Source organism: Flavobacterium sp. GP15 (assembly GCF_014281985.1).
GTDB classification, from domain to species: Bacteria; Bacteroidota; Bacteroidia; order Flavobacteriales; family Flavobacteriaceae; genus Flavobacterium; species Flavobacterium pygoscelis.
Window position 1 is genome coordinate 68,256 of record NZ_JACFTC010000005.1, and the last position, 14,940, is coordinate 83,195.

12 protein-coding genes are annotated in these 14,940 nt (G+C 32.4%); 8 read left to right on the plus strand and 4 right to left on the minus strand.

The annotated features are described in order from the left end of the window. Positions 1–50: 50 nt before the first annotated feature. The 3 genes from H2650_RS11380 to H2650_RS11390 all read right to left on the minus strand — a co-directional run bounded on the left by H2650_RS11380 (position 51) and on the right by H2650_RS11390 (position 1,888). Positions 51–380: a translation initiation factor gene (locus H2650_RS11380; RefSeq protein ID WP_188050937.1), complete on the minus strand. Its 330-nt coding sequence runs from the start codon at positions 378–380 to the stop codon at positions 51–53. Positions 381–435: 55 nt separating this feature from the next. After that, positions 436–819, minus strand: coding sequence for a GxxExxY protein (locus H2650_RS11385; RefSeq protein ID WP_188050938.1), 384 nt, complete (start codon positions 817–819; stop codon positions 436–438). 118 nt (positions 820–937) lie between these two features. Beyond that, positions 938–1,888, minus strand: coding sequence for an isopenicillin N synthase family oxygenase (locus H2650_RS11390; RefSeq protein WP_188050939.1), 951 nt, complete (start codon positions 1,886–1,888; stop codon positions 938–940). A 168-nt stretch (positions 1,889–2,056) separates the two neighbouring features. Here H2650_RS11390 and H2650_RS11395 point away from each other — a divergent pair, with 168 nt between their 5' ends. Continuing rightward, positions 2,057–4,033: a thiamine pyrophosphate-dependent enzyme gene (locus H2650_RS11395; RefSeq protein WP_188050940.1), complete on the plus strand. Its 1,977-nt coding sequence runs from the start codon at positions 2,057–2,059 to the stop codon at positions 4,031–4,033. A gap of 454 nt (positions 4,034–4,487) precedes the next feature. Next, positions 4,488–4,715 carry a hypothetical protein gene (locus tag H2650_RS11400; protein ID WP_188050941.1) on the plus strand — a complete coding sequence of 76 codons (228 nt, stop codon included), beginning with the start codon at positions 4,488–4,490 and terminating at the stop codon, positions 4,713–4,715. A 31-nt stretch (positions 4,716–4,746) separates the two neighbouring features. Here H2650_RS11400 and H2650_RS11405 read toward each other — a convergent pair whose 3' ends face one another. Next, positions 4,747–6,291 carry a hypothetical protein gene (locus H2650_RS11405; RefSeq protein WP_188050942.1) on the minus strand — a complete coding sequence of 515 codons (1,545 nt, stop codon included), beginning with the start codon at positions 6,289–6,291 and terminating at the stop codon, positions 4,747–4,749. 155 nt (positions 6,292–6,446) lie between these two features. On the opposite strand from H2650_RS11405, the gene H2650_RS11410 reads away from it, so the two are divergent. The 6 genes from H2650_RS11410 to ilvC all read left to right on the plus strand — a co-directional run bounded on the left by H2650_RS11410 (position 6,447) and on the right by ilvC (position 14,556). After that, positions 6,447–7,622 (plus strand): 2-isopropylmalate synthase, encoded by a 1,176-nt coding sequence (locus tag H2650_RS11410; RefSeq protein ID WP_188050943.1) that lies wholly within the window; start codon positions 6,447–6,449, stop codon positions 7,620–7,622. A gap of 48 nt (positions 7,623–7,670) precedes the next feature. Then, entirely contained in the window at positions 7,671–8,786 is a 1,116-nt protein-coding gene (gene leuB / locus H2650_RS11415) for a 3-isopropylmalate dehydrogenase (protein WP_188050944.1), read from the plus strand. Between the two features lie 269 nt (positions 8,787–9,055). Continuing rightward, entirely contained in the window at positions 9,056–10,729 is a 1,674-nt protein-coding gene (gene ilvD / locus H2650_RS11420; RefSeq protein WP_188050945.1) for a dihydroxy-acid dehydratase, read from the plus strand. A 56-nt stretch (positions 10,730–10,785) separates the two neighbouring features. After that, positions 10,786–12,483: a biosynthetic-type acetolactate synthase large subunit gene (gene ilvB, locus H2650_RS11425; protein WP_188050946.1), complete on the plus strand. Its 1,698-nt coding sequence runs from the start codon at positions 10,786–10,788 to the stop codon at positions 12,481–12,483. Between the two features lie 4 nt (positions 12,484–12,487). Continuing rightward, entirely contained in the window at positions 12,488–13,015 is a 528-nt protein-coding gene (ilvN, locus tag H2650_RS11430) for an acetolactate synthase small subunit (protein ID WP_188050947.1), read from the plus strand. Between the two features lie 71 nt (positions 13,016–13,086). After that, positions 13,087–14,556: a ketol-acid reductoisomerase gene (gene ilvC, locus H2650_RS11435; protein ID WP_188050948.1), complete on the plus strand. Its 1,470-nt coding sequence runs from the start codon at positions 13,087–13,089 to the stop codon at positions 14,554–14,556. Positions 14,557–14,940: the final 384 nt, after the last annotated feature.

The window sequence follows — 14,940 nt, forward strand, 5'->3', positions numbered from 1 at the left end:
TATTTGAACGCTTTAAAATGAATATCTAAAACTGATCACGAAACATTTTTTTAACCACCAACCCGTTTTACTTTAAAGCCTTTATCTTTTAAAATGGTCATGATTTTATCCCGATAATCGCCTTGTATGATTATAGAATCGTCTTTGAAGGTGCCACCAACACTAAGTTTAGTTTTAATTTCTTTAGCTAGAATTTTAAAATCCTCGTCTGTTCCTTCGTAACCTTCTATTATTGTTGTTGCTTTTCCCTTTCTCTTTTCAAATTTGCAAATCATAGGTTCTTTTTGAACGTATAATTCATGAGGAACTTCTTCAATCACTTCTTCTGGACCTGGTTCGTGATTTGGAAAAAGGTTTTTTAATTGGTCTTGTAAATCCATGATAATTTATATTATTAAACGCGGATAACACTGATTCAGCTGATTTTCGCGGTTTTTATTTTCTATTATTTTGATATATTTTTCTAACAAATTCTGGTTTTTTACCAAAGTTTAAAAGTAGTCCAACTTCACAAGAAGTAGACTTTAAATAATTAATTAGTTGAAATTCATTTGCTTCAACTAAGTACTCTTGAGCCTTTAATTCTAAGATTATCAAATCATTTACAATTATGTCGGCAAAATAATCTCCGACTTCAATTTCTTTGTAATAAACTTTAATTTTTTTTTGAGCTTCGACCTTAAAACCGTTTACTTTAAGTTCGTAATACATTGCATTTTGATACACTCTCTCAAGAAAACCATATCCTAATTCATTATAAACTTCGTAGAATATTTTTATGATTGACTTTGTTAATTCTTGATGTAAAATACTACTCATAAAAAATTGTTTCAGTGTAAATCTGTTAAAACCGGCGTTATCTGCCTTCTAATTCTATAAAAACAAAAGACATTAAGTGTAAACCTAATGTCTTTCATTAATTTAAGAAAACTTAAGTTTATTTTTTAATCAACCCTAAATCTACTAAACGTTCATATAAGTAAGCGCCTGCAGTAATGTCTTCAAATTTCTTTGGGTTTTCTTCATCAATACAATTTTCCAAACAATCCAATTTCATATCACTTACGGGGTGCATAAAAAACGGGATAGAATAGCGAGAAGTTCCCCATAATTCTCTTGGCGGGTTGACCACTTGATGAATGGTAGATTTTAATTTGTTGTTCGTATGACGAGACAACATATCACCCACATTAATCACCAATTCATCCGGTTCTGCAATTGCGTCAATCCATTCGCCTTCATGCGTTTGTACTTGCAAACCTTTTCCTTGAGCACCCATTAATAATGTTATCAAGTTGATATCTCCATGAGCTGCTGCGCGAATGGCATTTGCAGGCTCTGATGTGATAGGCGGATAGTGAATTGGTCTTAGAATTGAATTTCCATCTTTGGCAAAATTGTCAAAATAGAATTCATCTAAGCCTAAATGCAATGCCAAAGCTCTTAATACATAAACACCTGTTTTTTCAAGCATTTGGTAGGCTTCTTTTCCTACTACATTAAAACGAGGTAATTCTTTCACTTCAACATTTTCTGGATATTCTGAAGCATATTTAGAATCCTCAGATACATATTGTCCAAAATGCCAAAACTCTTTTAAATCACCTTCTTTTCGGCCTTTAGCATGTTCAGTCCCAAAGGAAACATACCCTCTTTGGCCTCCAATTCCAGGAATTTCATAACTGTGCTTTGTTTCTAATGGTAAAGAGAAAAAATTCCTAATTTCACCATACAATTCATCAACCAGTTGGTCGTTTAAAAAATGCCCTTTGAGTGCTACGAATCCAATGTCTTCAAAAGCACTTCCGATTTCATTTACAAATTTTTGTTTACGTTTCGGTTCATCCGAAAGGAAATCACGCAAGTCAACACTAGGAATGTTTTGCATATTTATTTTATTTAATAAATTACAAGAGCTAAATCTTGTAACTACAAAGATAAAGAATAATTTTAATTCCTAATTTTAAAACGTATTATTAAAATAAAAATTTATAACAAATTATATCAAAACTGTTATATTTTTTTATCTTTGAGCCCTACCAAAAAAAGCGAAAAAATGACCTTTGATAAAAAAAATCTTACTGATAACCAATTATTAGATTTATATAAAAGACTACTAAAGCCAAGGCTTATAGAAGAAAAAATGTTGATTTTAATCCGTCAAGGAAAAGTGTCTAAATGGTTTTCGGGAATTGGTCAAGAAGCAATTTCTGTAGGTGTAACAGCAGTTTTAGACAACGATGAATATATTTTGCCAATGCACAGGAATTTAGGTGTATTTACCGGAAGAGATATTCCTTTATACCGACTTTTTTCGCAATGGCAAGGAAAAGCAAATGGATTTACCAAAGGTCGCGATCGTAGTTTTCACTTTGGCACCCAACAATATAAGATTATTGGTATGATTTCGCATTTAGGACCTCAATTAGGAGTTGCTGACGGAATTGCATTGGCTAATAAATTAAAGAAAAATGGCAAAATAACGGCCGTTTTTACTGGTGAAGGAGCAACAAGTGAAGGAGATTTTCATGAAGCTTTAAATATTGCTTCGGTTTGGGAATTACCAGTAATGTTCGTCATAGAAAATAATGGTTACGGATTATCGACACCAACCAATGAGCAATACCGTTGTGAAAATTTGGCTGATAAAGGAATTGGTTACGGAATGGAAAGTCACATTGTTGATGGTAACAATATTTTGGAAGTGTTTAATTTATTATCCGAATTAAAAGCTTCTATGATCGAAAGACCTCGTCCAGTTTTGTTAGAATTTAAAACTTTTAGAATGCGTGGTCATGAAGAGGCAAGTGGTACTAAATATGTTCCTCAAGAATTAATGGATTTATGGGCCATTAAAGATCCTGTAGATAATTACAGAAAATTTTTAGTAGAAAATGGTATCCTTTCAGAAGAATTTGATTCCGCTTTAAAAAATGAAATTAAAAAAGAAATTGACGAAGCTTTAGCAATTGCTAATGCAGAACCAGAGATTGAAGCTACTTATAGTGGAGAATTAGATGATGTCTATAAACCTTATCAACATGAAGCATTTGAGCCTTCAGAAGAGAAAGAAAATATCCGCTTTATAGATGCTATATCTGCTAGTTTACGGGAATCTATGGAACGCCATCCAGAATCCGTAATTATGGGTCAAGATATAGCTGATTATGGTGGCGCCTTTAAAATTACAGATGGTTTTATGGCACAATTTGGCAAAGAAAGAGTGCGTAATACCCCAATTTGCGAAAGTGCAATTGTCTCTGCCGGAATGGGATTATCTATTAATGGATACAAAGCAATTGTAGAAATGCAGTTTGCTGATTTTGTTTCAACGGGTTTTAATCCAATCGTAAATTTATTAGCAAAATCACATTACCGTTGGTTAGAGAAAGCAGATGTTGTAGTTCGTATGCCTTGCGGAGGCGGAACTCAAGCAGGACCTTTTCATTCCCAAACCAATGAAGCTTGGTTTACAAAAACGCCTGGTCTAAAAGTGGTATATCCTGCATTTCCTTATGATGCGAAAGGATTATTGAATACCTCTATTAACGATCCTAATCCTGTATTGTTTTTTGAACACAAACAATTATACAGAAGCATACACCAAGAGGTACCAAAAGAGTATTATACCATTCCTCTAGGAAAAGCTGCTTTGTTGAAAGAAGGAAATGAAGTAACTATTATTTCGTTTGGTGCTGCAGTGCATTGGGCATTGGATACTTTATCTAAAAACACAACTATTTCTGCTGATTTGCTAGATTTAAGAACGTTGCAACCCCTAGATACCGAAGCAATTTACGCATCAGTAAAAAAGACAGGAAGAGTAATCATTTATCAGGAAGACAGTATGTTTGGAGGATTAGCTAGTGATATATCAGCCTTGATAATGGAAAACTGCTTCAAATATTTGGACGCTCCTGTAAAACGTGTGGCCAGTTTAGATAGTCCGATCCCTTTTACAAAGGCGTTAGAAGATCAATATTTACCAAAAGGAAGATTTGAAAAAGAATTGATGGAATTATTAGCTTATTAAATAATTGATTTTTAAACAAATTAGTAAAGACATTAATATTTTCTAAAGCAGATGCAATAGTTTTAGTGAACTCTTAATATTAAAATAATTAAATAAAAAAAGAGCGTAGATTTAATATCATACGCTCTTTTTTTATTTCTAATTGATTTATTTTTAGTTTTTTAATTCTAAAAATACCCCAAGATCCAGTAAATAATTATAAATAATATAATTGTTCCAAAGCATCCACCACCAAGTTTTTTGGCACCGTAACCAGCTAATATCGTTTTAAAAAATCCGTTCATAATTTTAAATTTTAGAGTAATTAATAAAGTAATTTATGATTCATATCAGTGTTATTTTAACGTTTTTATAATTTATAAAAAAAAATAATTTTTGATTTGATTATAAAAATAGAATAATAATTTGGCAACTTTATGATGATACTTTAATTTTGAAACTTAATTTAAAAATTATGAAACCTCTTAAAGAAAAACTACTGATTAAGGATGCAACGATTAATAAAATGCAATTTGATACCGAATGGTTTTACAAGTTAGATGACATGGCATTTTACTTAAAAGAAGATTTATCTGAGGTTGAATTTGTTTTTTTACCAATGAATATAGAGGGAGAACAAGAATATGTAAAATGTGCAGCTTTTGACGATATAATTAGAGGACGCAAAGAATTAAAAAAGTAACAAAGCAAAATATTTCCTCAATTACAGCAAATTATCGATTGCTTAATTTTGCCTTCTCAATTATAATTGCACTTATTTTTCTATTTTCTATTTTGCTTTCCAACCAAGAAATAATATCTAGATATAAAAAAGCCCGTTTTTCATAGGTGTTTTTTTCTAATTCGATAAAACGCAACCTCATTTTTATAAACTCTTTTTTAATTTCACTCGGGTAAATTGAATTTAGGTTTTTCATAAAACGAATGATTTCCTTCTGAACCTCCTGCAAATCATTCATCTTTAGTAAAAATTTGTAAGTGTTTTTTAGTTGATTTTCTAAGTAATAATCGTTCCCTAATTCGTAATGAGCAATCAGACTTAACAATCTCGAAAAGCACATTAAGTCTTCTCGCATGGAAAGATTTTTATTGTTTATGATTTTTTCTAAGTAAAAAATACATTCTGTATATTTTTCATTTCCAAAATAAATAGAAGCAAATTTATAATAGAAGAGCATTTCGTGATGTTCATCAAGATGATCGGAATGTATTTTTAATTTATTTAGTATTTCAGGAATTAAGTATTCACTTGCAGCAAATGTTCCTTCAAGAATATGATAATTTAATTTATTATTATATACATATAAAAAGGATAATGAAGCAATATTATCATTCACAGGAAAACGTGTATCCTTTATGGTAGCTTCTAACTGTAATAAATATTTCTTGAATTTAGATTTGTATTTTAGCATGAATAAAGACTCCAACAAATAGTGATTTCCTTTCAAGAAAAAGACTGGATTTAGATAAATCATATTTGAATTATCATAGAAAAGAGTTACCCATTTGTAAGCATATTTATAACTTCCTAAAAAGTCTTGTACTAAAAAACTACGCCAAAGATTGGCATTGTAAAACCAATATTTCTCTCTAAAACTAAATTTACTTACATCAAGTTTTGCTATATGTTTATTAAAATAATCATCAATATATTTAAATTCAGCATCACTTTTTACATAACCTGTTTTTAGCATGATTCCGTACAACTGCAGCGACAAATTTGATAGTTTACTTGAAATTGTATTGCGATAATTCAGTTCTTTAGCTTGAATGACCAATTCATCAGCACGTCCTTGAATACTTCGGGTGATGTATTGTGATTCAATCAGTTTTTCAAATTCTACAATCTCATATGCCATTAGCTTTTCATCATTTTCTAAGGCAAGAATTTTTGTTTTATCAAGAATTTTTAAACTTTGCTTGTACAATCCTTTATTATATAAAATAGTAGCAAAGTCAATTTGCTCTCGCAACTGATACCGCATGTTTTGACTAGGAATATTAAGTCTAATACTAACTAAAATTTGTTTGTATAAATAGGATTTGAGATTTGATAACTGCACTTTTTTTATAATCCCACTTTTTAAAATAAGTTTTTCTTCATATGCTTCAGATTTGTCTAAAATGTTGAACAATTCAATAAATTTTGTGTTCGAACTAGTCTCTAATCTACTTGCAAAAATCTTGAATTGTCTTTTCTCAGATTTAGAAAGGGATTTTATTAAAACAAATAAGAAATCTTTTTGATGGTTAGCCATTGTAAAATAAAGAAGATTAATACTTTGTAAATCAATAAGTTAAAACTTAATTAATTCCTTTATGAATAGTATATTTGGTTAAAATGTGTTTTATAATTAAAGTATTCAAATATAACTTTGTTAATGAAATGTGAAATTACATTAAATAAACGGATATGAATAGAGAGAAAGTTCAAATTTTTGACACCACTTTAAGAGACGGAGAACAAGTCCCAGGATGTAAGCTAGATACCAATCAAAAACTACTTATAGCCAATCGACTCGACGAAATGGGTGTTGATATTATTGAAGCTGGATTTCCTGTCTCTAGTCCCGGTGATTTTTTATCTGTTAAAGAAATCAGCAAAATTGTAAAAAACGCAACGGTTTGTGGGCTAACTAGAGCCGTTAAAAATGACATTGATGTAGCTGCAGAAGCTTTAAAATTTGCCAAAAAACCACGAATTCATACCGGAATTGGAACATCTGATTCACATATAATTCATAAACTACAAACGACAAGAGCGGATATTATTGCTAGAGCAAAGTTTGCCGTTTCACATGCTAAATCTTATGTAGAAGATGTAGAATTCTATGCTGAAGATGCCGGAAGAACAGCCAATGATTTCTTAGCTCGAGTTTGCGAAGAAGCAATAAAATCGGGCGCTACCGTTTTAAATATACCAGATACAACGGGATATTGTTTGCCAGAAGAATATGGTGCAAAAATAAAATATTTAAGAGAAAATGTAAAGGGAATAGAGAATGTAATTCTTTCCTGTCATTGCCATAATGATTTAGGAATGGCAACGGCAAATTCAATTGCAGGAGCAGTAAATGGAGCCAGGCAAATTGAATGTACAATAAACGGAATTGGAGAAAGAGCTGGAAATACAGCACTTGAGGAGGTCGTTATGATTTTTAAGCAACATCCTTATTTGAATTTATATACTGATATCGATTCAAAACAACTGAATGAAATGAGCCGTTTAGTTTCTGATAGCATGGGAATGATAGTACAACCTAACAAAGCAATAGTTGGTGCTAATGCATTTGCCCATAGTTCTGGTATTCATCAAGATGGCGTAATAAAAAATAGGTCTACTTATGAAATTATGGATCCCTTAGAAGTTGGAGTCAACGAATCTTCAATAGTGCTAACTGCTAGAAGTGGAAGAGCTGCATTAGCGTATAAAGCAAAAAAAGTGGGTTATGAACTTTCAAAAGTACAGTTAGATCTTGTTTATTTTGAATTTTTAAGATTTGCTGATATCAAAAAAGAAGTTTTAGATGATGATATTCACCAGATTATAGAAGTCTGTAACATACAAAGTGAATTAATCCGTAATTGATCGTAAACTAATATATAGAAGATAAAATTCCATTAAAAATAAAATCAGATGAATTTAAAAATAGCAGTATTATCAGGAGACGGAATTGGTCCAGAGGTTATTTTACAAGCCAAAAAAGCATTAAACGCTATTGCAATCATTTATGATCATGAGTTTGTATTTGAAGATGCTTTTATAGGTGCAATTGCTATTGAAAAAACAGGAAATCCTTTGCCAGAGCAAACCTTAAATCTTTGCTTGAACACCGATGCTGTTTTATTTGGAACGGTTGGCGATGAAATTTATGATAATAACAGTAATAGCAAGTTAAATCCAATTTATGGATTGTTAAAATTAAGACAAGCATTGGGTTTGTATGCTAACATCCGACCAATAAAACCTTACAAAGACTTACTAGATTTATCTCCATTAAAAAGAAAAATAATTGAGGATACTGATTTTGTGATTTTTAGAGAAATTTCTGGTGGTTCTTATTTTTGTGAAAAAAAGATCAATGATCAAGGAACTGTAGCTTCAGATTTATGCGAATATACTGAAGAAGAAATTATCAGAATTGCTCATTTAGCCTTTAGAGCAGCACAAAAAAGAAGAAATAAAGTAACTCTTGTAGATAAAGCTAGTATTCTGGAAACCTCTAGGTTGTGGAGAAAAACAGTAACTCAAATTGCTAAAGAATATCCAGAAGTTACACTAGAATTTTTGCTTGTTGATAATGCAGCGATGCAAATTATTATTAATCCAAAACAATTTGATGTGATTTTGACAGAGAATTTGTTTGGTGATATATTATCAGATGAAGCGAGTGTTATCACAGGAGCTTTAGGCTTATTGCCTTCTGCTTCATTAGGGAATTCTAGTGTACTTTTTGAACCTATTCATGGTTCATTTCCTGAAGCTAGAAGAAAGAATATTGCCAATCCAATTGCTTCTGTTTTAGCCTCAGCAATGCTTTTAGAGCATTTTGGTCTTCATCAGGAATCCAAAAAAGTGTACGAAGCCGTTCATAAAGCAATTGAACTCAATGTAGTTACCGCTGATTTGAATCCTTATTCAAAATTTGGAACAAATGAAGTAGGAGACTTTATTTCGAACTACATTTTAAGTAAAGACGACTTGTATTTTAAAAGCGATAATGTATATATCGGACAATCGACTATAGTTTAAAGATAAATTGTTAAAAAAGAGTATTAATAATTGATAATATGTTAATAATTGAGATTATGTTTTTTTTATTAAACAAGTAGTTCTACTTTCGCAGTGTAAAAAATAAACAAATGCAAAACTCAATTATTATTTCTCTTATTATTATTGTCATTGTGGTAAACACATATGCAAGGGAAATGGTATAGGTATAATTGAAAAATATATTTAAAACCTCCCATCATTTGGGAGGTTTTTTTTTGGAAAAAAATTAAAATACAAAATCAAATATAATGGAATTAAACAAGTACAGTAAAACAATAACTCAAGACGTAACACAACCTGCTGCACAAGCAATGCTCTACGGAATTGGTTTAACAGAAGACGATTTAAAGAAAGCGCAAGTAGGAATTGTGAGTATGGGTTATGAGGGAAATACTTGTAATATGCACCTTAATGATCTTGCAAAAGAGGTAAAAAAAGGAGTGTGGAATGCTGATTTGGTGGGTTTAATTTTTAACACCATTGGAGTTAGTGACGGAATTTCAAATGGCACAGATGGAATGCGTTTTTCACTAGTTTCTAGAGATGTAATTGCTGATTCTATAGAAACTGTTATGGGCGCACAATGGTATGACAGTTTAATTGCAATTCCAGGTTGTGACAAAAATATGCCAGGAGCCATAATGGCAATGGGAAGAGTAAATCGTCCTGCAATTATGGTGTATGGAGGCACAATTCACTCCGGAAAATGGAAAGGAGAATCCTTAAATATTGTTTCAGCTTTTGAAGCTTTGGGAAAAAAATTTAATAATACAATCACTGACGAAGACTTTAAAGGGGTAATTCAGAATGCTTGTCCAGGAGCTGGCGCTTGCGGCGGAATGTATACTGCAAACACTATGGCCTCTGCAATTGAAGCTTTGGGAATGAGTTTGCCTTATAGTTCATCAAATCCAGCATTAAGTGATGAAAAAAAACAAGAGTGCGTTGCTGCTGGTAAAGCGATACGACTTTTGTTAGAAAAAGACATTAAACCTACCGATATCATGACTCGAAAAGCTTTTGAGAATGCGATTATGATGGTAGCCGTTCTGGGTGGATCAACTAATGCCGTGATGCATATTATTGCAATGGCGCATGCTGTAAATATCGAAATTACTTTAAAAGATTTTCAGGATATCAGTAATAAAACACCTGTTTTAGCTGATTTAAAGCCAAGTGGGAAATACATGATGGAAGATTTACATCAAGTTGGTGGTGTTCCCGCAGTAATGAAATATTTATTAAAAGAAGGTTTGCTTCATGGAGATTGTTTGACCGTTACAGGGAAAACAGTTGCTGAAAATTTAGCTTCAGTTCCCAATTTAAGTAATGGTCAAGAGGTAATTCATGAAATACAAAAAGCATTAAAACCTACAGGTAACATTCAAATTTTGTATGGAAATTTAGCTGAGGAAGGTTCTGTAGCAAAGATTAGTGGTAATGAAGGAGAATTTTTTGAAGGAGAAGCTATCGTTTTCGAAAGTGAATTTGAAGTTATTCCAGGAATTCAAAGTGGTTTGGTTCATCCTGGTAATGTAGTTGTTATTCGAAATTGTGGTCCAAAAGGCGGTCCTGGAATGCCCGAAATGCTCAAGCCAACTTCTGCTATTATGGGAGCTGGACTCGGCAATTCAGTTGCACTTATTACCGATGGTAGATTCTCTGGAGGTACACATGGTTTTGTTGTAGGGCATATTACTCCTGAAGCTTTTGATGGTGGAGGAATTGCACTCGTCAAGAATGGTGATACAATTACTATAGATGCCAAAAATAATACAATCAATCTCAAAATTTCTGATGATGAATTTGCTGCTCGGAAAGCTCTTTGGGTTCAACCCGAATTAAAAGCGACTAAAGGCGTTTTGCTAAAATACGCTAGAGCTGTTTCAAGTGCGTCGACAGGTTGTGTCACCGACAAGTAAGTCAAAATAATTTTAATAAAATGAAATTTCAATAGGTTTGAAAATAAGATAAAAGGATGAAAAATAATAAAATATCTGGTGCTGAAGCCGTTATACGTTGCTTGCTAGAAGAAGGTGTAGACTTGGTTTATGGATATCCCGGTGGAGCGATAATGCCAGTTTACGATGAATTATATAAATTTCAAGATCAATTGCATCATGTTTTGGTCCGACACGAACAAGGCGCAACCCACGCAGCACAAGGCTTTGCAAGAGCAACTGGAAAAGTAGGAGTGGCAATTGCTACTTCAGGTCCAGGCGCCACTAATTTAGTAACAGGAATTGCAGATGCTCAAATTGATTCTACCCCAATGGTTTGTATTACGGGACAAGTTGGTAAACACTTATTGGGTTCAGATGCTTTTCAGGAAACAGATATTATTGGTATTTCGACTCCTGTGACCAAATGGAATTATCAAATAACCGAAGCTTCTGAAATTCCAGAAATAATGGCGAAAGCTTTTTTTATTGCCAAATCAGGTCGTCCAGGTCCTGTACTAATAGACATTACGAAAAATGCTCAATTTGACGAAATTGAATTTAGTTATAAAAAATGTACTAGTATTAGAAGTTATAATCCAAAGCCTACATTAAATTTCACTAAAGTGAATGAAGCGGCTGCATTGATCAATGCTGCTAAAAAACCTTTTATCATTTTTGGGCAAGGTATAATTCTTAGTGAAGCCGAAGTAGAGCTAAAAGAATTAGTTGAAAAATCAGGAATACCGGCTGCTTGGACAATTTTAGGGCTTTCGGCATTGCCAACAGATCATCCCTTAAACGTAGGAATGGTTGGAATGCATGGAAATTATGGTCCTAATGTCCTCACAAATGAATGCGATGTTCTTATTGCTTTGGGAATGCGTTTCGATGATCGAGTTACTGGTAATTTGGCCACTTATGCCAAGCAAGCAAAGGTTATTCATTTTGAAATTGATCCAGCTGAAGTTGATAAAAATGTTAAAACAGAAGTAGCCGTTTTAGCAGATTTGAAAGAGTCTTTGACTGCTTTGCTTCCAAAAATTAATAATAATAAGCACGAATCTTGGCACAATGAATTCAAAGAAAAATATCAAATTGAATTAGATCAGGTTATCAATGAAGAGTTAAAGCCAACCAATGGTAAAGGAATTTCTATGGGAGAAACCATCGAAATGATTAATAAGCACTCTAAAGGTGATGCCATTATGGTTTCGGATGTGGGGCAACACCAAATGTTTGCTTGCCGTTACGCCAAATTCAATTCGACTAAAAGTAATGTAACATCAGGTGGTTTAGGAACAATGGGATTTGCTTTGCCAGCGGCAATTGGTGCTAAAATGGGAATGCCCAATCGCGAAGTGGTAGCTATAATTGGCGATGGTGGTTTTCAAATGACCATTCAGGAACTAGGAACCATTTTTCAAACTAAAGTTCCAGTCAAAATTGTCGTGCTAAACAATGAGTTTTTAGGAATGGTTCGTCAATGGCAACAATTGTTTTTTGATAAGCGATATGCCTCTACAGAGATGATAAATCCCAATTTTATAGCTATTGCTGAAGGCTATTACATTAAAGCAAAAAAAGTGACCAAACGAGAAGATCTTGATGCAGCTGTCGCCGAAATGATGGCTTCAAAAGAATCCTATTTCTTAGAGGTTATGGTAGAAAAAGAAAATAACGTATTCCCAATGATCCCAACTGGAGCATCAGTTTCTGATATCCGCTTAAGCTAATAGTATGGAAAATAAAACATTCACCATTTCTGTTTATTCAGAAAACAACGTTGGCTTATTAAACAGAATATCTGGAATATTCTTGAAACGCCATATTAATATTTTGAGTTTAAATGTATCTGAATCTGAAATAGAAAATGTTTCGAGATTTATTATTGTGGTTGATACAACTGAAAAATGGGTTCAGAACATTGTGGGTCAAATTGAAAAACAAATAGAAGTCATTAAAGCATTTTATCATATTGATGAAGAAACAATTTTCTTAGAAAATGCTTTGTTTAAAATTCAATCCAACCTTTTGTTTGACGAAAGAGAAATTCAAAATATCATTAAAGAAAGTCATTCTGAAATTGTTACTGTTGCAAGAGACTTTTTTGTGATTTCAAAATCAGGACAACGCAACGAAATAGAAGCGTTATACGATAAATTAAAGCCTTTTGGAATTATGCAATTTGTTCGTTCTGGAAGAATATCAGTTTCTAAAGAAAAAATGGAAATATCCTCTTTATTAGAAACATTAAGTAATCAATAGAACCTTTTTATTGGAATTAAAAATAAGAAGGTATTTCAAAAATAAAACACAAAAACATTAAAATAGAAACAATGGCAAATTATTTCAATTCATTACAACTTAGATTACAATTAGAACAATTAGGAGTTTGTGAATTCATGGATCAATCTGAATTTTCAGATGGAACTAAAGCATTACAAGGAAAAAAAATTGTAATAGTGGGTTGTGGAGCTCAAGGTTTAAACCAAGGATTAAACATGAGAGATTCAGGTTTAGATATCTCGTATGCTTTGCGTGCCGATGCTATTACTGAGAAAAGAGCTTCTTTCAAAAATGCTTCTGATAATGGATTTAAAGTGGCAACTTATCAAGAATTAATACCTACAGCAGATTTAGTTTGTAATCTTACTCCAGACAAACAACACACTTCTGTTGTGAATGCCATTATGCCATTGATGAAAAATGGTGCGACATTAGCCTATTCTCACGGTTTTAATATTGTAGAAGAAGGAATGCAAATTCGTAAGGATATCACCGTAATAATGTGCGCGCCAAAATGTCCAGGATCAGAAGTGAGAGAGGAATACAAAAGAGGTTTTGGAGTGCCAACATTAATCGCAGTTCACCCAGAAAATGATCCAAATGGTTTTGGTTTTGAACAAGCCAAAGCTTATGCAGTAGCGACTGGCGGACATAAAGCAGGAGTTTTAAATTCTTCTTTTGTTGCTGAAGTAAAATCAGATTTAATGGGAGAACAAACCATCCTTTGTGGAATGCTTCAAACAGGCTCAATATTATGTTTTGATAAAATGGTTGAAAAAGGAATCGAGCCTGCTTACGCTTCAAAATTAATTCAATATGGTTGGGAAACCATTACGGAAGCCTTAAAGCACGGCGGAATTACCAATATGATGGATCGTTTGAATAACCCTTCAAAAATTGAAGCTTACCGATTAGCAGATGAATTAAAAAATATATTACGTCCGTTATTTCAAAAACACATGGATGACATCATATCTGGTGAATTTTCGAAAAACATGATGATCGATTGGTCTAATGATGATGTCAATTTATTAAAATGGAGAGCTGCAACTGCAGAAACTAAATTTGAAAAAACCGCTCCAACAACAACTTCTATTTCTGAACAAGAATATTTTGATAATGGCGTTTTGATGATTGCAATGGTTAAGGCAGGAGTAGAGTTAGCTTTTGAAACCATGACTGAAACTGGAATTATAGAGGAATCTGCTTATTATGAGTCCTTACATGAATTGCCTTTGATTACCAATACTGTGGCAAGAAAAAAATTATATGAAATGAATAGAATTATTTCGGATACAGCAGAATATGGTTGCTATTTATTTGATCATGCATGCAAACCTTTATTAGCGGACTTTATGAAATCCATTGATACAAATGTGATTGGGAAACCTTTTTCTGACTCTAATGCAGTAGAAAACGCAGTTCTTATCGCCGTAAACAAAAGTATTCGTCAACATCCAATAGAAGAGGTTGGAGAATGGTTGAGAGAATCTATGACCGCAATGAAGAAAATAGGATAACTTTTCAAAAACTATATTTTACAATAAAAAAATTCTGGGATTAGCATTCTATGGTTTAGTACTATGTTGAATTAGTTAAGGTATTAAATCTAAAAACAAATGGAAGGCTTGTACATCCACTTAACTTTAAATGAGGTTATAGTTAAGTGGATTAATCCCTATTCTTGAAATTATTTAGGATAAATCTAAAGAATATTATCTTTAGTTATTAAAAATAATTAGCTGATTTAAATTTTGTTAAAGCAACTTTTGTTTTTACAATATAAGCATACAGATACAAAACGAGAAAGAATTAAACTTTGTCGTTTTTTTATGCTTTCTTATTTGTTAGCAACTAAAAATCATCTGAATAGCTATTAAAATCCTTTCTAAATTTTAGTTGTC

What these genes read in the sequence shown, in the direction of transcription:
- H2650_RS11410 (WP_188050943.1), top strand. Translation starts at nt 6,447, where the DNA reads ATGAATAGAGAGAAAGTTCAAATTTTTGACACCACTTTAAGAGACGGA.
- H2650_RS11400 (WP_188050941.1), top strand. Translation starts at nt 4,488, where the DNA reads ATGAAACCTCTTAAAGAAAAACTACTGATTAAGGATGCAACGATTAAT.
- H2650_RS11385 (WP_188050938.1), bottom strand. Translation starts at nt 819, where the DNA reads ATGAGTAGTATTTTACATCAAGAATTAACAAAGTCAATCATAAAAATA.
- ilvB (WP_188050946.1), top strand. Translation starts at nt 10,786, where the DNA reads ATGAAAAATAATAAAATATCTGGTGCTGAAGCCGTTATACGTTGCTTG.
- ilvC (WP_188050948.1), top strand. Translation starts at nt 13,087, where the DNA reads ATGGCAAATTATTTCAATTCATTACAACTTAGATTACAATTAGAACAA.
- H2650_RS11395 (WP_188050940.1), top strand. Translation starts at nt 2,057, where the DNA reads ATGACCTTTGATAAAAAAAATCTTACTGATAACCAATTATTAGATTTA.
- H2650_RS11405 (WP_188050942.1), bottom strand. Translation starts at nt 6,291, where the DNA reads ATGGCTAACCATCAAAAAGATTTCTTATTTGTTTTAATAAAATCCCTT.
- ilvN (WP_188050947.1), top strand. Translation starts at nt 12,488, where the DNA reads ATGGAAAATAAAACATTCACCATTTCTGTTTATTCAGAAAACAACGTT.
- leuB (WP_188050944.1), top strand. Translation starts at nt 7,671, where the DNA reads ATGAATTTAAAAATAGCAGTATTATCAGGAGACGGAATTGGTCCAGAG.
- H2650_RS11390 (WP_188050939.1), bottom strand. Translation starts at nt 1,888, where the DNA reads ATGCAAAACATTCCTAGTGTTGACTTGCGTGATTTCCTTTCGGATGAA.
- H2650_RS11380 (WP_188050937.1), bottom strand. Translation starts at nt 380, where the DNA reads ATGGATTTACAAGACCAATTAAAAAACCTTTTTCCAAATCACGAACCA.
- ilvD (WP_188050945.1), top strand. Translation starts at nt 9,056, where the DNA reads ATGGAATTAAACAAGTACAGTAAAACAATAACTCAAGACGTAACACAA.